18 protein-coding genes are annotated in these 20,343 nt (G+C 42.6%); 9 read left to right on the forward strand and 9 right to left on the reverse strand.

Annotation, left to right across the window (positions count from 1 at the left end; genetic code table 11):
* Window positions 1-214 precede the first annotated feature (214 nt).
* The 3 genes from aroF to rpsO all read right to left on the reverse strand — a co-directional run bounded on the left by aroF (window position 215) and on the right by rpsO (window position 2,237).
* Window positions 215-1,273 carry a 3-deoxy-7-phosphoheptulonate synthase gene (aroF, locus tag AC5JMF_RS13040; RefSeq protein ID WP_495796147.1) on the reverse strand — a complete coding sequence of 353 codons (1,059 nt, stop codon included), beginning with the start codon at window positions 1,271-1,273 and terminating at the stop codon, window positions 215-217.
* 220 nt (window positions 1,274-1,493) lie between these two features.
* A complete protein-coding gene (locus AC5JMF_RS13045; RefSeq protein ID WP_495796148.1) occupies window positions 1,494-1,955 on the reverse strand; it encodes a PAM68 family protein in 462 nt (153 codons plus the stop codon).
* Between the two features lie 12 nt (window positions 1,956-1,967).
* Window positions 1,968-2,237 (reverse strand): 30S ribosomal protein S15, encoded by a 270-nt coding sequence (gene rpsO / locus AC5JMF_RS13050; RefSeq protein ID WP_495796149.1) that lies wholly within the window; start codon window positions 2,235-2,237, stop codon window positions 1,968-1,970.
* Between the two features lie 248 nt (window positions 2,238-2,485).
* On the opposite strand from rpsO, the gene AC5JMF_RS13055 reads away from it, so the two are divergent.
* Genes AC5JMF_RS13055 through AC5JMF_RS13065 form a run of 3 tightly spaced genes read left to right on the forward strand, consistent with a single transcriptional unit; the run spans window position 2,486 to window position 4,933 of the window.
* Window positions 2,486-3,400, forward strand: coding sequence for a S1C family serine protease (locus AC5JMF_RS13055; protein WP_495796150.1), 915 nt, complete (start codon window positions 2,486-2,488; stop codon window positions 3,398-3,400).
* A 34-nt stretch (window positions 3,401-3,434) separates the two neighbouring features.
* Window positions 3,435-4,304, forward strand: coding sequence for a S1C family serine protease (locus AC5JMF_RS13060; protein ID WP_495796151.1), 870 nt, complete (start codon window positions 3,435-3,437; stop codon window positions 4,302-4,304).
* Complete coding sequence (locus AC5JMF_RS13065; protein ID WP_495796152.1) at window positions 4,301-4,933, forward strand: response regulator transcription factor; 633 nt, start codon at window positions 4,301-4,303, stop codon at window positions 4,931-4,933. Before AC5JMF_RS13060 ends, AC5JMF_RS13065 begins: the two co-directional genes overlap by 4 nt.
* 264 nt (window positions 4,934-5,197) lie before the next feature.
* On the opposite strand, the gene egtD is transcribed toward AC5JMF_RS13065, so the two are convergent.
* Window positions 5,198-6,208 carry an L-histidine N(alpha)-methyltransferase gene (gene egtD / locus AC5JMF_RS13070; protein WP_495796153.1) on the reverse strand — a complete coding sequence of 337 codons (1,011 nt, stop codon included), beginning with the start codon at window positions 6,206-6,208 and terminating at the stop codon, window positions 5,198-5,200.
* 438 nt (window positions 6,209-6,646) lie between these two features.
* On the opposite strand from egtD, the gene AC5JMF_RS13075 reads away from it, so the two are divergent.
* Together AC5JMF_RS13075 and AC5JMF_RS13080 are read left to right on the forward strand one after the other, a co-directional pair.
* A complete protein-coding gene (locus tag AC5JMF_RS13075) occupies window positions 6,647-7,384 on the forward strand; it encodes an RNA methyltransferase (protein WP_495796154.1) in 738 nt (245 codons plus the stop codon).
* Between the two features lie 173 nt (window positions 7,385-7,557).
* Window positions 7,558-9,057, forward strand: a complete 1,500-nt coding sequence (locus AC5JMF_RS13080; RefSeq protein WP_495796155.1) for a serine hydrolase — start codon at window positions 7,558-7,560, stop codon at window positions 9,055-9,057.
* Window positions 9,058-9,284: 227 nt separating this feature from the next.
* On the opposite strand, the gene dprA is transcribed toward AC5JMF_RS13080, so the two are convergent.
* Together dprA and AC5JMF_RS13090 are read right to left on the reverse strand one after the other, a co-directional pair.
* Window positions 9,285-10,403, reverse strand: a complete 1,119-nt coding sequence (gene dprA, locus AC5JMF_RS13085) for a DNA-processing protein DprA (protein WP_495796156.1) — start codon at window positions 10,401-10,403, stop codon at window positions 9,285-9,287.
* 15 nt (window positions 10,404-10,418) lie between these two features.
* Window positions 10,419-11,069 (reverse strand): DUF2301 domain-containing membrane protein, encoded by a 651-nt coding sequence (locus tag AC5JMF_RS13090; protein ID WP_495796157.1) that lies wholly within the window; start codon window positions 11,067-11,069, stop codon window positions 10,419-10,421.
* Window positions 11,070-12,251: 1,182 nt separating this feature from the next.
* Between AC5JMF_RS13090 and ilvB the strand changes: the two genes are divergently transcribed.
* Both ilvB and AC5JMF_RS13100 read left to right on the forward strand, forming a co-directional pair.
* The gene (ilvB, locus tag AC5JMF_RS13095) at window positions 12,252-14,168 is read left to right on the forward strand and encodes a biosynthetic-type acetolactate synthase large subunit (RefSeq protein ID WP_495796158.1); all 1,917 of its coding nucleotides are present in this window, start codon (window positions 12,252-12,254) and stop codon (window positions 14,166-14,168) included.
* Between the two features lie 205 nt (window positions 14,169-14,373).
* Window positions 14,374-16,251 carry a tetratricopeptide repeat protein gene (locus AC5JMF_RS13100; protein WP_495796159.1) on the forward strand — a complete coding sequence of 626 codons (1,878 nt, stop codon included), beginning with the start codon at window positions 14,374-14,376 and terminating at the stop codon, window positions 16,249-16,251.
* 226 nt (window positions 16,252-16,477) lie between these two features.
* Here the strand turns inward: AC5JMF_RS13100 and AC5JMF_RS13105 are convergent, their stop codons facing one another.
* Genes AC5JMF_RS13105 through AC5JMF_RS13115 form a run of 3 tightly spaced genes read right to left on the reverse strand, consistent with a single transcriptional unit; the run spans window position 16,478 to window position 18,274 of the window.
* Complete coding sequence (locus AC5JMF_RS13105; protein WP_495796160.1) at window positions 16,478-17,056, reverse strand: Uma2 family endonuclease; 579 nt, start codon at window positions 17,054-17,056, stop codon at window positions 16,478-16,480.
* A 30-nt stretch (window positions 17,057-17,086) separates the two neighbouring features.
* Complete coding sequence (locus tag AC5JMF_RS13110; protein ID WP_495796161.1) at window positions 17,087-17,665, reverse strand: Uma2 family endonuclease; 579 nt, start codon at window positions 17,663-17,665, stop codon at window positions 17,087-17,089.
* 30 nt (window positions 17,666-17,695) lie between these two features.
* Entirely contained in the window at window positions 17,696-18,274 is a 579-nt protein-coding gene (locus AC5JMF_RS13115) for a Uma2 family endonuclease (RefSeq protein ID WP_495796161.1), read from the reverse strand.
* Window positions 18,275-18,460: 186 nt separating this feature from the next.
* Here AC5JMF_RS13115 and AC5JMF_RS13120 point away from each other — a divergent pair, with 186 nt between their 5' ends.
* Together AC5JMF_RS13120 and AC5JMF_RS13125 are read left to right on the forward strand one after the other, a co-directional pair.
* On the forward strand, window positions 18,461-19,231 hold the full coding sequence (locus AC5JMF_RS13120) for a TIGR04283 family arsenosugar biosynthesis glycosyltransferase (protein ID WP_495796162.1): 771 nt from the start codon (window positions 18,461-18,463) through the stop codon (window positions 19,229-19,231).
* Between the two features lie 225 nt (window positions 19,232-19,456).
* Entirely contained in the window at window positions 19,457-20,167 is a 711-nt protein-coding gene (locus tag AC5JMF_RS13125; RefSeq protein ID WP_495796163.1) for a TVP38/TMEM64 family protein, read from the forward strand.
* Window positions 20,168-20,343: the final 176 nt, after the last annotated feature.

Genomic DNA, 20,343 nt, shown 5'->3' on the forward strand with positions numbered 1-20,343 from the left:
CGATAAAAAAAGATTTAAGCTAATAATCATTCAAATTGCATCCCCGCGTCTCCCCTTAAGCGCGTCCCCCGAAGTTTGCTCAACGGGGGGAACCCCCGCACGCAACTTCTCTTTGCGTCTTTCTGAGGCAAAGGATTATGCAAGTTAAAGGCAGATTAGCTTATGCAAGAGGTCTAATAACAAATGACGAATAACAATTCCCCATTCCCAATTCTCAAGCCATCGCTACTGCTGGTTGTTCCCAGCGTCCCATAGCTTTGGCAATCACTGCGAGTTCTGGCATTAAGCTGTCAAAACGGTTGGGTGTTAGTGATTGCGGGCCATCAGATAGGGCTTTGGCGGGGTTGGGGTGAACCTCGATCATGAGAGAATCAGTGCCAGCTGCGATCGCAGCCATTGCCATAGATGGTACAAACTCAGACCAACCTGTACCATGACTGGGGTCAATCATGATTGGTAGGTGCGTCAGTTTCCGCAACACTGGTACTACTGATATATCTAGTGTATTGCGAGTATATTGGCGGTCAAAGGTACGGATGCCACGTTCACACAAAATTACATTGGGATTGCCTGCTGCCAAAACATACTCAGCTGCCATCAACCAATCCTCGATAGTAGCCGCCATTCCTCGTTTCAAAAGCACTGGTTTGGGCTGCCCTCCCACTCTCTTCAGCAAGGAGAAGTTTTGCATATTCCTTGCCCCTACTTGGATAACGTCAGCAAATTCTGCAATTTTATCCAAGTCAGCGGCATCCATCACTTCTGTAATAATACCTAGTCCACTGATTTCTCGCGCCTTAGCTAACAATTCTAAAGCACTCTCACCATGTCCTTGAAAGGCGTAGGGCGAAGTTCTGGGTTTGTATGCTCCCCCGCGTAAAAACTTTGCTCCAGCTGCCTTGACGCGGCGTGCTGTCTCCACAATCATCTCTTCATTTTCTACTGAACAGGGGCCAGCCACGACTACCAAGGGATGATGTTCGCCAAATATAACTTTTCCATCGGGAGTATCAACCACTACTTCTGATGCTTCACCGTGACGAAACTGGCGACTTGCTCGTTTATATGGCTGTTCTACCCGCAAGACTTGCTCAATCCAAGGGCTGACTTCCTGAATTTGTAGGGGGTCTAGGCTAGCAGTTTCACCGACTAAACCAATCACTACTTTGTGTTGGCCAACAATTTTTTCTGGTGTCAGACCCCAACTAGTTAGTTCCTCGCTAATGCGGCTGATTTCCGCTTCTGGGGAACCATTTTTCATTACTATGATCATGTGACAGTTCCTGATTAGTTGAGAATTAACGATTATATAGAGACGTGGCAATGCTACGTCTTTATAAGGAAAAATTAAAAATTTGATAACTAAATATTGGGTAGAAAAAGAATATAAATTTTTAATTAGTAATGTTGAAGTCACAAAATTTATTTTAACTTCAACATTTTTTCTAAAATTTACCCAATTCTGTGGTCATCTCATACCTGAGCGCTAATAATTATGGATTTTTTTGCCGAGTTTCCCGCCAAACTGCGACCATCCGCCCCCAGTTGGTGCTAAGTTCACCCAAACCTAGCCAACCGCCAACTCTTTCTTCATCCCATGAAGCAGAGAGAACACCATAAGTTATTCCCAACACTCCTAAACCAAAAAGTCCCATATTCACCAGCAACACGGCGATGGGAGGTAGTTTGATGCCAGAGTAAGTGGCAAGCAGATAGCTGGCAACCAAGATGGCAATGCCCAAAGCTGTTGGTACGCCACAGAATACAGCTACTCGTCTAATCATTCGCTGGCTGACTACTTCAGGAAGTGCCATCTCTTGTTTGGTGTAAGGTGGCTTTTTGTCAGCTTTGGCGCTAGATTCCTGTACTGGTTTACTTGCGGCTTTGCTTGGTTTTTGGCGCTTGGTTTTTGGTTCAAAGGGTAAGCGATCGCGTTGTGATTCTTCAGCAGACATAAGCGGTTGTTCCTAACCACGAATACCGAGGCGACCAATCAAAGCTAAATACTTGTCTCGGTCTTCTTGTTGGATGTAAGAAAGAAGACGCTTGCGCTGACCGATCAGCTTTAATAGTCCCCGTCGAGAAGAATGGTCTTTTTTATTTGCTTGGAGATGCTCACTCAGGCGGTTAATGCGCTCAGTAAGCATGGCGATTTGCACATCGGCGGAACCTGTATCGGTTTCGTGAACTTGGAAGTTGGTAATTATTTCCTGTTTGCGCTGTTGCGTCAGAGCCATGATTCGGTTTGATTTTGAGTTTTTCTAATGTATGCAGCAGTCTCCCATAATATCACAGGCTTTAGGGTATGTGAATTTTGAATTTCGCGATCGCAATCAAGCGAACCACCCTACTTGCCAAAAGCGGATATTAATGCGATAAACCACTAGCCATTCGTTTAGGTATAATTCTCCCCATTTTTCCGATGCTACCTCTAGGTTGAAAAAGGCACGATATGAGCATTGAGAAACTTGTATGGAGAGTCCCTATGTCTTCATTATTGGCTTTGTCCAACAGTTTAGCCGAAACTGTAGAGCAAGCGGGGAGTGCTGTAGTTGCAATTAATGCTGGTACACGCATTAACCCAACGGGCATTCACTGGCGTAATGGCATTGTTGTTACCTCTGATGAATCGCTCCAGCGCTATGACGAAATTACCATTACTTTAGCCAATGGTCACACTGCGCCTGTCACCTTGCTTGGGCATGATTCTAGTACTGATATAGCTGTCTTTAGAATACAGGAAGTTGTAGAAATTCCTGTAGCAAAAATTGGCGACGCTACCAATCTAAAAGTTGGTCATCTGGTATTGGGACTAGCAAGGAGTAGCGAAGGTGACTTAAGAGCAGCTATGGGTGCAGTGAGTGTAGTTAGTGGTGCTTGGCGGAGTATGAGCGGTGGCAATATCGACCAATTCATTCGTCCAGATATCACTCTGTATCCTGGTTTTGTAGGCGGCCCACTCGTAGATGCTGCTGGTTATGTGGTAGGTATGAACACATCAAGAAGGCGTGGTACAGCTATTACTATTCCTGCTAAGACAGTCGATCGCGTAGTTAACCAATTAGTAGCAAAAGGACGGATTTCTCGCGGCTACTTAGGTGTAGGAATGCAACCTGTACGCCTACCAAACAACCTAAAAACAGCCTTAAATTTACCTTCTGCCACTGGAGTAATTATCGTCAATGTCGAACCTGCTGGCCCTGCTGACAACGCAGGTATATTGTTAGGCGATGTACTAGTAACATTTGATAACGTGGCTGTCAGTGATACGGCTGAATTACTAGCACTACTTAATAATAGCGATCACATCGGTCAAACCATCAAAGCACAAATTATACGCGGCGGGGCTTTAGTGGAGTTAGCGATCGTAGTTGGTGAAAGGCCGAGTGGGGGTAGCTGACAGGTACTGATAACTGATAACCGATAACTGACCAATGACAAACACTACATTTACTGACATAACTGCTGAATTGGCAGTGTTAGCCGCTAGGCTACGCAATAGTACTGTGAAGGTGAAAAGTGGTTCTTTGGGTGGGGGTTCTGGTGTGATTTGGCAGACTTCGCCCGTTTTAGGAAGGACGCAGGGAAATAGTTTAATTATTACTAATGCTCACGTAGCAACCAGCAACCGAGCAAGTGTGGAATTGTTTGATGGTAGGGTATTTGATGCTACAAGAACGCACTTTGATCCACAGCAGGATTTGGCAGCCCTGAAAATTGCTGCTACTGACTTAAACACTGCTACTATAGGCGACTCTGATGCATTGCGAGTAGGTGAATTAGTCTTAGCAGTGGGTAATCCCTTTGCTGACACTGGTGCTGTAACCACTGGCATTATTCACGCTCACAATCGAGGTGTGGTAACGGCTGATATTCAACTATATCCTGGCAATTCTGGAGGGCCACTAGCTGATTGTTTAGGTCGCGTTGTGGGAATTAACACCATGATTGCCTATGGTTTAGCTGTGGCGATCCCCAGCAATGCTGTAAATCGTTTCTTACATGGTAATAGCCGTCCGCAACTAGGTGTAACACTGCAACCTGTGCTAGTCAACAGACGTAGTTTAGGCTTATTGCTGTTGTCAATTCTGCCTGGGAGTGCGGCGGAAATTGCTGGTTTACAAATCGGTGATGTATTAATTGGAGTCGCGGGACGGGTGTTTACTAGTTCTAATGACTTAGCTAAATATTTGTACCACCGCCAAGCTAACGAATCAATTTCCTTACAAGTATTACGTGGTCAGCAGCAATTTGTAATTAATGTTGTCTTGCGGAGTGAAAAAACCACTGTGGAGGCGACATGATTCGGGTAATGGTAGTTGCCACTTCTTCTGTAGTACGGGCGGGTTTATCGGCTGTAGTGAGTAGCGATCCTCGGCTGACAGTGGTGGGAAGTGCATCTGATTTGGATGTACTAGCAAGGGAAGTTGGGCAATTACAACCAGATGTAGTATTGCTAGATTTAAACAGCAATCCTCAACAATTAGTATGGGATAAATTGCTGTTGATTCAAGCAGAGCAATACCCAGTGGGAGTACTGGTAATTATTGAGGAACCCGACAGCATTGATTTAGAGGTCGCGCTTCGTACTGGTGTGCGGGGTATTTTACCTGCTATCAGTACAGAGTTAGAAATTGTGGCTGCTGTTGAGGCGATCGCTTTGGGTTTGCTAGTATTACACCCGGATGCGATCGAATCATTACCAATGCGGGCAAAAATAACGACGACTCCCGTACAAACCTTGACACCACGAGAAATAGAAGTTTTGGAAATGGTCGGTTCTGGATTGGCTAATAAAGCGATCGCTAAACAACTCCACATCTCAGAGCATACAGTGAAGTTTCACCTCTCATCCATTTTTCAAAAGCTTGGTGTCTCCACCCGCACCGAGGCTGTTACTGCTGGCGTGCGACTAGGTTTGATTATGTTGTAATAACAACGATGGGGTTCGCACCCGCATCTTTTGGTGTACTCCAAGAGGTTGTTTGAAAAGTCTAAATTAATACTAACCTCGGCGATTATAAATCGCGACTATACAGACAAAACCCACCTCCGTGGGTTTCAATAACTCGATTTTCCGTGTTTTCCAAAGGAGGTGAACTTCGCTTGCGTAGTAGCGAATTATATTCGCCCAAAACTTTTCAAACATCCTCTAAGGAATTCTCTGCTGTTAACCTCCCTAACAACAGCTTCAGCGTTAAGCCTGTAGTTGGCACAGCAATAAACCAAACCATTGATTTGAGTCAGTCCAAGCTTTAATTGGTACTAAACCTCGTGTTGTGAGTTGTTGCTGGAGGTTATTGAGGTCAAATTTGCGGGAAATTTCGGTGAGAATAGTCTCATCTGGAGCAAAATTAATAGTGATGTTGAGAGATTGTAACTCAACAGTTTGCGATCGCAAACTGCGTAAATGCATCTCTATTTGCTGCTCAGTCTCGTTATAAAATGCCCAGTGTTTAAACTCTGTTGTGTCAAAATTTCCTTGAAACTGCCGATTTAAATGATTGAGCATGTTGAGGTTAAAAGCCGCTGTTACTCCTTGGCTATCGTTATAAGCTGGTTCCAAAATCTGTTTTGGCTTTTGTAAATCTACTCCCAACAAAAAATATTCACCCACTTGCAAAGCATCTGTGATTTGTGAAAAGAACATATCACACTCATGAGGTTTGAGATTGCCTAAACTACTACCGATAAAACAAATCATCCGACTGGGTAATTGTGTCGGTAATAGTTGTGCTAGTGCTAATTCGTAAGTTCCTGCTATGGCATCAATTTGCAGTGAAGGGTAATCTGCTAATAATTGCTTGGCACTACTTTCTAAGATACCTGCACTGACATCAATTGGTAGGTAGCGCAAAGGGTAGCCTAACTGATTGTAAGCATTTAGTAAAATGCGAGTTTTAGTCGAGCTACCACTGCCAAGTTCTACCAACTCACAAGCACCTGTAATCTTGGCAATTTCATGTGCATACTGTTGTAAAATTGCTGTCTCTGTGCGTGTGAGATAATATTCTGGTAACTCACAAATTTTCTCGAATAACTCAGAGCCAAAGTCATCGTAAAAGTAACGTGGAGGTAAGGATTTAGGTGTTTGAGTTAATCCCTTAACTACATCACTTTCAATAATAGGTGCAACTATTCGGGTTGCTCCTACTAAACGCTTTATTTGTAAGCGTTTTTCAATGCTGGCAATTTTGGATATTGACATTTAACCTCGTTTGTTTGACATAATTTGCTACTTGAGCGCGTAAAGCTCTACCCTATGCTAATGAAAAACACAGCTACAGAGCATAGCCCCACGCCTGAGCTAGCTTAATTAAGCTTTATAGCTATCTTTAGGGATTTTCTCATTAAAATAACATTTATACTAATTCGGAATTAAGACATGTTTATATTTAATTACGAATTACGCGCTTCGCAGCGGTAGCGAGTCCTCGATAGCGTAGCGGTAGCGTAAAGCCTACGGCATAGCTTCGCTTAGAGCGACACAGGAGCGTCGCGTCATTACGAATTACGAATTATTTAAGTCCCCATTACAAAACTTAATTACGAATTACGAATTATTTAATGAGATTATAGGGGATGCGATCGCTATAAATTATATTGAAGTTCCATTATCGGCTCATGCGATTGCAGGAGGTAGAATATGGGATTAGCTGGGTTAAGAATTGTGTTGGTGGAACCAGCTGGTACCCTAAATTTGGGGTCGATCGCTCGCGTCATGAAAAATTTCGGGCTACAAAATTTAGTATTAGTAAATCCTCAATGCGATCCACTAGCACAAGAAGCTCTGCGGATGGCAGTTCATGCTAAGGAAATTTTAGAATCTGCGGTGCTAGTAGCAACATTACCAGAAGCATTGCAGGGTTGTGTGAGAGCGATCGCTACTACAGGCCGCACTAGGAGTTTAGAAGTGCCTTTAGAAACACCACATGTCGCTCTACCATGGCTATTAGAAGAATCTGAAAAACCAACAGCATTAATTTTTGGTCGAGAAGACCGAGGATTAAGTAACGAAGAATTAAACTATGCTCAACGTTTTATACGCATACCTACAAGTATAAACTATTTATCTTTAAATTTAGCGACTGCTGTAGCTATTTGCTGTTATGAACTAGCAAAATCTGCGGAGTTGTTTACCACTCAAACCTCACCGCAAACCGAACTCGCACCTTTGGACGTTGTAGAAGGGTACTACCAGCAGTTAGAATTGCTACTGTTAAAAATAGGTTATATTTATCCGCATACAGCAGATAGTCGAATGGAAAAATTTCGACAACTGTATAATCGCGCTAACTTGCAAACAAATGAAGTAGCCATGCTGCGCGGGATTTTACGTCAGGTAGAATGGGCTTTGGAGCATAGCGATCAGGGCGAACAATAGTTTATCGTTTAAGATTTACGCAATTACCACCCAAAAGAATTAATATGGCTTACACTAAACACAAAAATGCTACTTAGTAACAGAAAAGTGATTTGCTCATCAAAGCACTGGAAAACTAAGTTTTGGATAGGAGTCTGCAAGGAAAACAGTCAAATGGGTTACAAGGAGTAGCGGTGTCAGAGTCGAGTGACAAACCAACAACTTTCTCGCGGCGTCAACCCATAAATCGCCGCCAGCATCCCCATAAAGTTCAAAAGATGGGACACAAAAAGATGAAAGTTAAAAACCAGCAGCCAAATGCTACTGGTAGAGAAATGGCGCTAACACGTCCAAAAAATAGTATCAGTCCACCGCCAATTCCCGCTGGTACACGCAGCACAAAACAACGCTTAGTGATGCCAACAGCAGTTAAACCAATTGCTACTGTTGAAAGCAAGATTCCTCCTTTAAAAGCAAGTGCAGCCAAGTTAAAGACAGTGAAAGTAGAAAAGCAGGCGTTGCCAAAAAGAGTTAGGGTATCATCGCGGAAGACGCGGTTAAAGCCAATGGCAAGAACCATGTTGTACATCCTCCGGTTGTTAATTGTGGGAGTTGGCATTGGTGCTATTGTCGGTACGGCATTGTCAGTACTAGACCCTGCTAATCGCATTACTACAGTTTCTTCCACACAACCTAATACTAATGCTGGGCGATCGCAGCCACAACCTACTGCCAATTCTTCAACCCCAGGTGCAAATTTATACCTATCTCAAGAAATTATCTCTTTGAAGGATGCCGTACAAAATTTAGCCATAGCAAATCCCAATCTCACACCTGGAGTATTTTTAGTAGATTTAGATACAGGTGGTTACGTAGATGTCAATGGCGGCGCTAGTTTTCCGGCCGCCAGCACAATTAAAATACCAATTCTGGTTGCTTTTCTCCAAGACGTAGATGCAGGGAAAATTCGCTTGGATGAAATGCTTACCATGCAACAAGATATGGTAGTTGGGGGTTCTGGAAATCTGCAATACAAACCAGCCGGAACGCAATATTCTGCCTTAGAAGTCGCCACCAAAATGATTACAATCAGCGACAACACAGCAACAAACATGTTGATTGCTCGACTAGGGGGGATAGAAGGACTAAATCAGCGTTTCCGCACTTGGGGATTAACAACCACAACAATTCGTAATCAACTCCCAGATTTGCAAGGCACAAACACCACTAGTCCCAAAGAATTGGGAAATTTGATGGCGAATGTGAATCAGGGGAATTTAGTAAGTATGCGATCGCGCGATCTAATGCTTGATATCATGCGTCGTACAGCAAGAAACAACCTACTCCCAGCAGGACTGGGTGCTGGTGCTAGAATTTATCACAAAACAGGCGACATTGGTACAATGCTCGCAGACGCGGGTTTAATTGACATCCCCACAGGGAAACGCTACATAGCTGCTGTCATGGTACAACGTCCCAATAACGACCCCCGCGCCGAAAAATTCATTAACTCCATCTCTCGTACTGCTTACGAACAGTTTAGTCAAACCACTGTGCTACCAAGCAATACAACCAGTACCGTACCCCCAGTTGGTTATCAATCACCAACCATCAATCCTACTATCCCCAACACTACGCCCATAAGCGGTTATCAATCCCCAGCCACAAATCCCCAATATTATCCCCAAAGATAAATTATAGGATTCGTATTTGATTTTGAAAAAAATCAGTACATCCCAAAAAGCCTTATTTCCCACTCCCTACTCCCAAGCTTGTTTTGCTGCCTCAGAAAGTTTTTATAGTTATTAATGCTGCTAGCGAAAGAGCTAATATTTCATATTTATATTATCTCTCACAGTGCTTTAGTCAGGCGATCGCAGTTGTTTTGTAATTTTACAGATTTATTACCAATTCTCTATGTTTAACTTTTCTGATACCTCATTCCAGGCAGTTGTGAGACTAAACCCATAAGTTCTAACTGTAATAAAGCACTAGAAACTAAGCCAGCAGCCATGCCCGTTTGTTGGACAATAAAATCGAAAGGTAAAGTTTCAGAGGCGATCGCATCTATAACTCGTTGCATTTCTGATGATAAAATAGGCAAGCTTAACTGCTCTGATGCTGATGAACCTTCAACCACATCAAGTTGTGGCACTGCTCCTAACATTGTTAATAGTTCGTCTATTTCTCTAACAATCAAAGAAGCTCCTTGATTTAGTAGCTTTAAACACCCTTGAGATGGCTGATCGTCCAATCTCCCAGGTAATGCATAGATATCTCGACCGAAATCATTCGCATAGGTAGCTGTAATTAAAGCACCAGATTTTAAAGGTGCTTCCATCACCAGGATGGCACGACTTAAACCTGCAATAATTCGATTACGACGGGGGAAATGTGTGCGATCAGGTGGAGTTTTGGCGGGATACTCGCTGATGACTAACCCCGCAGTCAAAATTTGCTGGTATAAATCTCGATTTTTAGGTGGATAGATGACATCTACACCCGTACCCAGAACCGCGATCGTTCGTCCACCTGCTTTGATGGTGGCTATGTGGCTTTCAGTATCGATTCCCTCTGCCATGCCAGAAACAACCGTAAAACCATTTTTAGCCAAAGCTGTGCTAATTCTGCGAGTCCAACGAATACCATACTCCGAGGGTTGGCGTGTTCCTACAATGCCAACCAGTGGTTTTTGTCCCAGATTTTCTTGCGGTTCAACTTCACCGCGATAGTACAAAATTGGCGGTGGACTAGGAGTTTCTAATAATAAGCGGGGATAATCAGCATCGGCTGGTGTCCAGAAATGAGAGTTTTCTTGCTGGTGCTTAATCAATAGTTGTTCTGGATGTAGACGCGATCGCTGTTGTACCAGCTTTTCTAGTGTGTGAAAACCAATACCCTCTATTTCTCGCAACCGCGCAGGACTGGCTTTCCACGCTTGGGATAAACTACCAAAATGCTGTTGCAGCCTCCGCAGCAATACTGGCCCAACCCCAGAAACTTGCGACCAAGCCAGCCAATATGCGCGTTCTTCTCCCACCTTTCCATCCTCACACTACTTTGCTGAATGCTGTTGTTTTAAATAAGCAAACACAGACTTATCACCTATATCTGGGGGTATTGCTTGTACTGCTTTGCGTGCAGCAAACACTAGAAATAAAATCGCCCAAATACTTAATAAAATAGACTTTGGTTGAGTCGGTAAAATGCCTAATAAATGTCCTAACAATAGGAGTGGTACTGTTAAGGTTAATACTTTAGTTTCGAGACGATTAAAGCAAAAAGCTTCTTTGAAATAAATCCCTGTTAAAGCAACAAAGGTAAAACCAACTCCAAATAATGTCATGGGGTGACTATAGACAGTGACAGCTAACGGTTCACTGCTAGAAAATGCTAAGGCAATAGATGTCAAACTGCCGATCGCCCAAAAAACTTGTAACAATCGGTGCAGTACTCCCATATAAATATGAATAGTCAGTAAACTAACACCAAGAGCAAGACTAAAACAAGCATACAGAGGTGTCAGTGCCGTTAAAGCTATTGGGTTGTTAAACAAAACTATGGCGCTACCAATTGCAAAGCTAAGTGCAGCTACCATCAACCCAGCGCGGTAGATAATTACGCCATTGCGATCGCTTTGAGTAATTGTAAATTCCCCAAACTGACCTTGATAAACTTCTGGTACAGATACTGTTTGTGTAGTCATAGGAAAATAGTCAATAATTCCTATAGCAATCCTATCTGATTTGTGAAAATTCGCGGGGTTCAGATCCCCGACTTCTCACGCATGATTTAGGATTGCTATATAGCGATCGCATCTGAATTGTGAAAAGTCTCTAGTTAAGCTAATAATCATTCAAATTGCATCCCCGCGTCCCCCGAAGTTTGCTCAACGGGGGGAACCCCCGCACGCAACTTCTCTCCGCGTCTTTCTGAGGCAAAGGATTATGCAAGTTAAAGGCAGATTAGCTTATTAGGGTGCAGGAGATATTAATAACATTTTAAATCTCGACAAATTGTAACAATTGATGAAGATGTTAATTGCAACATGGAAAACGCATGAGGCATTTGTCAATTAATTTTAACAAGTTCCGTGGGTTGAAGTCCTCCGGTTCTATAACCTGTAAGTTTTGTGTTGGGTCTGTCTTATACCAATTCGTAATTCGTAATAACGCGACGCTCCTGTGTCGCTACCGCTGACGCTCGTACCGACGCTCGTTCGCCTTTGGCGTCTCCCCTTGGGAGATGACTCGCTCTAAGCGAAGCTATGCCGTAGGCTTTACGCTACGCTATCGCTACCGCTGACGCTCGTACCTCGCTTTGACCCCTGGAAGGGTTGCTCAGGCGATGGGGAGCATTTTAGCGGCGATTGGTACTCCTGCCCGTTCACCCAAACCTCGCGGAAAGTCCCCAAGCTGGAAGAGCGGACAACCACGACAACGTAGAATTCGCTATCCTACAGTCAAAAAAACTACAACTAAACCCCGTAAAAAATAACCAGAATCTGCTTAAGATCTAAAATTTTTCTATTTCAAGCTTGTCTCATATCAACTCAGCCCTGCTGGGTCTTTTCTTGTTGCTTGGTCTAAACTCCAGTAAGTTTGGCTGGAAAAGTTAAAGATTCCTGACTTTTCCCAGAAGTTAGAGATATTAGCTTCATTGATAACTAGATTACTATCTTTTTTTCAGATCTTGCGTATTTTATGCGATCGCGGTTGCTGAAGTGAATTATTCTTGGGGCGGTAAGAAAATTGCGATCGCTATTTTCGGTTCAGCCTCATAATTAAAATAAAAGTTTTGGTTAGAAATAAACCAAGCTTTTCCATTAAAATGAAATCTTAACTACAGAATTCCTGCATTAACTTTAGCTATAGTCTGAGGTTTGACCGTGCGATTACAAAGTGTCTCCGTAGGAGATTCGCCTACTCCAACCAGTTCCCCGCAAACCGATAATCTCAAACAGTCTCATATTTCTAGCCCGCCAGTCGTGACACCCAAACGTGCATCTGGCGGTTTTGCTCTGCTTGACAGCCTTCAGCGCCACGGCGTCGAGCATATTTTTGGTTATCCTGGTGGAGCAATTCTACCAATCTATGACGACCTATACAAGGTGGAAGCAACTGGTGGTATTAAGCATATCCTCGTCAGACACGAACAAGGCGCAGCTCATGCCGCTGATGGCTATGCCCGCGCCACCGGGAAAGTAGGGGTATGTTTTGGCACTTCTGGCCCAGGAGCCACCAACCTGGTGACAGGCATTGCTACAGCTTACATGGATTCGATCCCGATGGTTGTAGTCACAGGACAAGTTGCCCGCAAAATGATCGGTACAGATGCGTTTCAAGAAACTGATATTTACGGGATTACTCTACCCATAGTCAAGCATTCCTATGTAGTGCGTGACCCCAGAGATATGGCGCGAATTGTGGCCGAAGCTTTTCACATCGCCAGTACTGGGCGTCCAGGGCCTGTTTTGATTGATGTACCCAAGGATGTGGCTTTTGAAGAATTTGACTATCTACCTGTGGAACCAGGTTCAGTCAAGTTACGGGGGTATCGTCCAACTGTGAAGGGAAATCCCAAACAGATTAACGCCGCCATTCAATTAATCCGCGAAAGTCGCCGCCCCTTATTGTACGTCGGTGGGGGTGCGATCGCCGCAGGCGCACACGAGGAAGTCAAACAGCTAGCTGAGTTATTCAATATCCCCGTCACCACAACCTTGATGGGTATCGGTGCTTTTGACGAATACCATCCCCTAGCTTTGGGGATGTTGGGAATGCACGGCACCGCCTACGCCAACTTTGCAGTTACAGATTGTGATTTGCTGATTTGTGTCGGTGCGAGATTTGATGACCGCGTGACCGGGAAGTTAGATGAATTCGCCTCCCGTGCCAAAGTCATCCACATTGACATCGACCCGGCAGAAGTTGGTAAAAACCGCATTCCCGAAGTCCCCATCGTTGGCGATGTGCGGCATGTCTTAGTTGACTTGTTGCGTCGCTGCAAGAAAACTGGCGAAACAGGTACACCCAACCAAACCCAAGAATGGTTGAAATTAATTAACCGCTGGCGAGAAGAGTATCCCTTAGTCATACCCCAGCATCCAGATAGCATTTCTCCCCAAGAGGTAATTGCAGAAGTTGGTAGTCAAGCACCCCATGCTTTCTACACTACAGATGTTGGTCAACATCAAATGTGGTCAGCACAATTCCTCAAGAATGGCCCTAGACGCTGGATTTCTAGCGCTGGCTTGGGAACGATGGGTTTTGGCTTACCTGCGGCAATTGGGGCAAAAGTCGCATTTCCTGATGAAGAGGTGATCTGTATCAGCGGCGATGCCAGCTTCCAAATGTGTTTGCAAGAATTGGGCACAGCGGCACAGTATGGCATAAATGTCAAGACTGTGATTGTAAATAATGGTTGGCAGGGGATGGTACGCCAGTGGCAGCAAGCCTTCCATGGTGAGCGTTACTCATGCTCAAATATGGAAGTAGGGATGCCAGATATTGAGTTGTTAGCAAAAGCCTATGGCATTAAGGGCATGATCATCCACAATCGAGATGAATTGAAGGATGCGATCGCCGAAATGTTGGCACATAATGGCCCAGTCATTATGAATGTTCACGTCACCAAAGACGAAAACTGTTATCCTATGATAGCCCCAGGCAAGAGCAACGCTCAAATGGTTGGCTTACCAAAACAACCGCCAAAAGCCTCCATAGAACCAGTTTATTGTAGCCACTGTGGGACAAAAAATTCTCCCAACCATAACTTCTGTGCTGAGTGTGGAACGAAGTTATAGAAAGTGTTGAGGGCTTTATGCATCACGACTCGTAAATAGGGGTACATAGTTTTTAAACTGAAAACATTAAAGCGTGCAACGGATGATTTTGTTGCACGCTTTAATATTGTTAAAATCCCAAATATAGCTGTTGCCAGGTAGATAAAATCTAAACACCAAGAAACTTTTAAGTCTGTTCCCTGTCCCCTATCCCCTATCCCCTGCTATGAATGCTGAAGATCTTTTATCTCAGGGACTTAATAATTATTTGCAAGGAGACTCTCAAGAAGCGATCGCAGCTTATACACAAGCGATTGGGCTAAATTCTGACTATGCACAAGCTTATTGTAACCGAGGTTTGATTCTGAGTGGTGAACTCAAGGATTATTATGGGGCGATCGCAGATTTTGATCGGGCGTTACAAATCAATCCTAATTTTGCTGTGGCTTACTATAATCGAGCTAATGCTCGCTACTTTTTAGCCGATTATGAAGGCGCGATCGCCGATCATGACCAAGCACTGCAAATAAATCCCAACTTAGCTGAATCTTACCATAGTCGGGGAAATGCTTACTTTGTCTTGGGAGATTACGACAAAGCTATTGCTGACTACATGCAAACGATAGAAATTAGCCCACAATTAGCTAATTATGTCAATACTGATATCGCCAATGCCTATCATAATCGGGGTGTAGCTCGTTGTGAGTGCAAAGATTATCAAGGAGCGATCGCAGATTTCCACTCCTGTTTACAGTGGCATCCCAATTTTGCTTTAGCTTACAGCAATCGGGGTATCGTTCATCATATGTTAGGCAATTATTCAGCAGCAATCGCCGATCATAACCAAGCAATAGAACTAGATCCCAACTTGGCAGAAGCTTACTACAACCGAGGTAATACTGTTTACACGCTTGCCGAATTTCAAGGCGAAATATCTGAATACAAGCTACTTTGTATTTATGCTGACTATAACCGCACGTTGGAAATTAACCCAGGCTTTGCACAAGCTTACTATAATCGGGGTCTTGTACTTTCTCGCCTCAAAAATTATCATCGGGCAATTGCAGATTTTAACCAAGCTTTAGAACTAAATCCTGATGATGTCCAAGCATATTATGAACGGGGTTTAGTTTATGGCGCTCTTGGAGACTATCATGCAGCGATCGCTGATTATAATCAAGCATTACACAGAGATCCGACTCTAGCTCTAGTTCACGGTTTTCGGGCGAATGCGCGTCATCTATTGGGCGATTATCAAGGAGCAATTGCAGATAGCAATCGACTACTACAATTAAACCCCCATCTAGCTGAAGGATACTGCGATCGCGCTGCGGCTCGTCGCTCTTTAGGAGATTATAAAGGAGCGATTGCAGATTATAATCAAGCATTGCAGATTAATAGCCATTTAGCAGAAGCGTACTATGGTCGTGGTATTGCTCACGAAGCCTTGCAAGATTATTTTGACGCGATCGCAGATCATACTCAAGCAATACAGCTAGTCCCTAACTTTTCTTTAGCTTACTGTCATCGGGGTAATGCTCGCCGTCTTTTGGGAGATGAAAAAGGAGCCGTCAGCGATTATGGTAAGTCATTAGAATTAAATCCCCAGCTGATAGAAGCTTATTACAACCGGGGTTTAGCTCGCTATGCTCTGCAAGATTATCAAGGAGCGATCGCCGACTATACCCAAGCTTTGCATATCAATCCTGACTCTGCCATATTTTACAGCGAGCGGGCTAACGCTTACTATGCTTTACAAGACTATCAAAGAGCAATAGAAGATTATGACCGAGCGATCGCTATTGATCCCAGTTGTGCTGAAGATTGGTATAATCGGGGTTGCAGCCGCTTCCAGTGGGGAGACTTGCCTGGAGCGATCACTGACTTAAACCAAGCTCTACAACTTCAACCTCATTGGGCTTCAGCCTACACCATTCGTGGAGATATTCGCCGTAACTTGGGAGACTACCAAGGAGCGATCGCTGATTTTCGCAAATCCGCTGATCTATATTATCAGGCAGGAAATACACAGTATTCGCAACAACTTTTTAACTTGATTGCAGAACTTCAACAATGGGATTTCTTGTATAGCAATTTTGAGTGAGGTGGGGAATGGGGAATAATGCAAAGCTGATGCAATTTTTACATTATGTGAATTTATAATTTGCAATTGGCTATTACCAGATATATTTACAGCTGCCATGATTAATTAGTTCATAGTGTTGTTTTTAAGAAAAGGTGGATACCAATGCACAATCTGCCTTTTCATCTCTAGCAATTAATTCTTGGTACGTAGTTAGTAGTTGGAATTCAAGTGGATATAAAATAATTTATCTCCAGAGAATTTGCAAATTTAAAATAAACCCCAGCAAAACGTCTTCTCCTGATAATTCTCGTGGAGATGCTAATACTTCTACTGGTTTGCCAAGACGATAGATTTCTACCTGGCGCATTTGAGGATTAATCAACCATCCTAATTTGACTCCGTTATCTATGTATTCCCGCATTTTCGCCTGGGTTTCTCGTAAACTATCGCTTGGCGACATTAACTCTAAAACGAAATCTGGTGCGATTGGTGGAAACTTTTCTTTTTCTGCTGGTGTGAGTGCATCCCATCTATCTTTTCTTATCCAAGCAACATCAGGAGAACGATTTGCACCGTTGGGGAGTTTAAAGCAGGTGGAAGAGTCGAAGCAAATTCCTAATTGAGTTCGACGATTCCAAAATACAAAGTCAGCATAAATTTCTGAGTTACGATTTCCAGTTTCTCCACCTGTAGGTGACATGATCAAAAGTTCTCCGTCAGCATTGCGCTCAAATTTGACATCAGGATTTTCCCGACATAGTTGATAAAATTGGTTGTCGGTAAGTTTAATTATCGAATTTAGTTTAATCGCGATCGCTGTCATAGTTTAAAGTCCAAGTGGATATGAGATAATTTATCCCCAAAGAATTTGCAAATTTAAAATAAACCCTGGCAAAACGTCTTCTCCTGATAATTCTCGTGGAGATGCTAATACTTCTACTGGTTTGCCAAGACGATAGATTTCTACCTGGCGCATTTGAGGATTAATCAACCATCCTAATTTGACTCCGTTATCTATGTATTCCCGCATTTTCGCCTGGGTTTCTCGTAAACTATCGCTTGGCGACATTAACTCTAAAACGAAATCTGGTGCGATTGGTGGAAACTTTTCTTTTTCTGCTGGTGTGAGTGCATCCCATCTATCTTTTCTTATCCAAGCAACATCAGGAGAACGATTTGCACCGTTGGGGAGTTTAAAGCAGGTGGAAGAGTCGAAGCAAATTCCTAATTGAGTTCGACGATTCCAAAATACAAAGTCAGCATAAATTTCTGAGTTACGATTTCCAGTTTCTCCACCTGTAGGTGACATGATCAAAAGTTCTCCGTCAGCATTGCGCTCAAATTTGACATCAGGATTTTCCCGACATAGTTGATAAAATTGGTTGTCGGTAAGTTTAATTATCGAATTTAGTTTAATCGCGATCGCTGTCATAGTTTAAAGTCCAAGTGGATATGAGATAATTTATCCCCAAAGAATTTGCAAATTTAAAATAAACCCTGGCAAAACGTCTTCTCCTGATAATTCTCGTGGAGATGCTAATACTTCTACTGGTTTGCCAAGACGATAGATTTCTACCTGGCGCATTTGAGGATTAATCAACCATCCTAATTTGACTCCGTTATCTATGTATTCCCGCATTTTCGCCTGGGTTTCTCGTAAACTATCGCTTGGCGACATTAACTCTAAAACGAAATCTGGTGCGATTGGTGGAAACTTTTCTTTTTCTGCTGGTGTGAGTGCATCCCATCTATCTTTTCTTATCCAAGCAACATCAGGAGAACGATTTGCACCGTTGGGGAGTTTAAAGCAGGTGGAAGAGTCGAAGCAAATTCCTAATTGAGTTCGACGATTCCAAAATACAAAGTCAGCATAAATTTCTGAGTTACGATTTCCAGTTTCTCCACCTGTAGGTGACATGATCAAAAGTTCTCCGTCAGCATTGCGCTCAAATTTGACATCAGGATTTTCCCGACATAGTTGATAAAATTGGTTGTCGGTAAGTTTAATTATCGAATTTAGTTTAATCGCGATCGCTGTCATAGTAAATATCTTGGAGATAAACTCAAATTTAGCTAGATTATCAGTAAATTACTGATTTATTTAAGAATTAGAGAAACTAGTAAACTGAGTTGATGGGTTTATGAACTATTTTACATGACAAAATAAAGAGTTATTCAGATTGGTTGATTGCAAAAATAATGGAATATCTTAGATAAAAACAAACGAATGTATTCAACAAACTTTACTAACGCCAAAATTTCTATTATCATTCCAACATTGAATGAAGCAAAAAATATTCAAGAAGCTATATCTTCTCTACGAGACGCTACACAAACAACAAGCTTTTCTGCGGAATGCTACGCGAATGTCTCTAATCAAGCTAATCTAAATATAGAAGTAATTGTGGTAGATGGTGGCTCTCAAGATAGTACGGTTGCAATAGCGCAGTCATTGGATGTAAAAGTTATCTCATCATCTCCTGGACGTGCTGCTCAAATGAATGCAGGTGCTATGGTTGCTAGTGGGGAAATTTTGTTATTTCTCCATGCAGATACCCGTTTACCTGTTGGGTATGATGTTATGGTTTGCACAACACTACAACAAGCTGGGACTGTAGCAGGTGCATTTGAGTTGCAGATTGATGCACCACTGTTGAGTTTGCGTTTGGTAGAGTGGGGAGTAAATTTGCGATCGCATTTTTGGCAAATGCCATATGGTGATCAAGCAATTTTTCTCACAAAACAGGTATTTCAACAAGTTGGCAACTTCCCCGACTTACCTATTATGGAAGACTTTGAACTTATGCGTCATTTAAAACGCTTAGGACGCATTGTAATTATCCCAACGCCTGTGATTACTTCTGCACGTAGATGGTTGCGAAAAGGAGTATTTAAAACTACGCTGATTAATCAAATAGTAATTATTGCTTATTTACTGGGAGTTTCACCTGCACAAATTCGCAGTTGGTATCGCCAGGAGAAATTTAGGAGATTTTAAGCTATTTTTCATGTAGATAGTATATTTTGAGGACATTGAATTGCAAATGTTAATCTACCAAAAGTAAAACTTGAGCCTTTGAGCCTGAAAGTTAAGTTTTTAAGCGCGAATTTATATAGAACTCCTATTTAATGTCTAAAAAAACTCCGCACACCTCAAAAAAATTGATTCCCTACTCCCTACCTACGCAAATAATCCCACGAATCAAGCCAGATTCCCATATCAATGAGTAAGCACCGATTCAATTTCAAACTCAAATTGTTAATCTTGAGTTGCTTAGTCGCTACTCTAATACTTGCTGCTAGATATTTCAATATTCAAGAATTTTTGCATACCTTAATCATCAGGGTTCAAAGTCTTGGCATTTTGGGCCCCATTGCCTACATACTTATCTATAACTTGGCAACATTGCTATTTATTCCAGGTTCACTGCTAACGCTAAAAGGAGGTTGTTTATTTGGCGTGTTTTGGGGTTCAGTTTATGTGTTGATTGCCGCAATAATTGGAGCAACTTTAGCTTTTCTCATCGGACGTTATCTGTCAAGAGATTGGGTTTGCCGGCAGATTGATAAACATCCTAAATTCAAAGCGATTAATCTAGCAGTTACCAAGGAGGGATGGAAAATTGTGCTACTGACTCGTCTCTCACCCATTTTTCCCTTCAATCTATTAAATTATGCTTTTGGAGTAACACAAGTTTCGCTGAGAGATTATATTTTGGGTTCCATTGGCATTGTGCCTGGAACTGTAATGTACGTTTACATCGGTTCTTTAGCTGGTAATCTTGCCATGATTAACTCAACTCACCAAACAACCAACGCAGAAGCCCAAATTTGGCAGTGGGTAATGCAAGTAATTGGATTAATTGCTACAGTTGCTGTAACTATTTATGTGACAAAAGTTGCTCAAAAAGCTTTAAATAGTATCAATAATTAAAAATTCAACTAGTCGCGGTACTGGGTACTGGGAAAAGTTTTTTTAAATTTGGTTGTGGGTAATGAGCAATCACCGTAATTTTTAGATTTTATACCCAATCTCCAGTCTCCAGTCCCTTTTACAATAGACCTCTTGCAAAAGTCCTTCTTTGCGTTCTCTTCTCTGCGTCTCTGTCT

Source organism: Desmonostoc vinosum, from assembly GCF_059505385.1.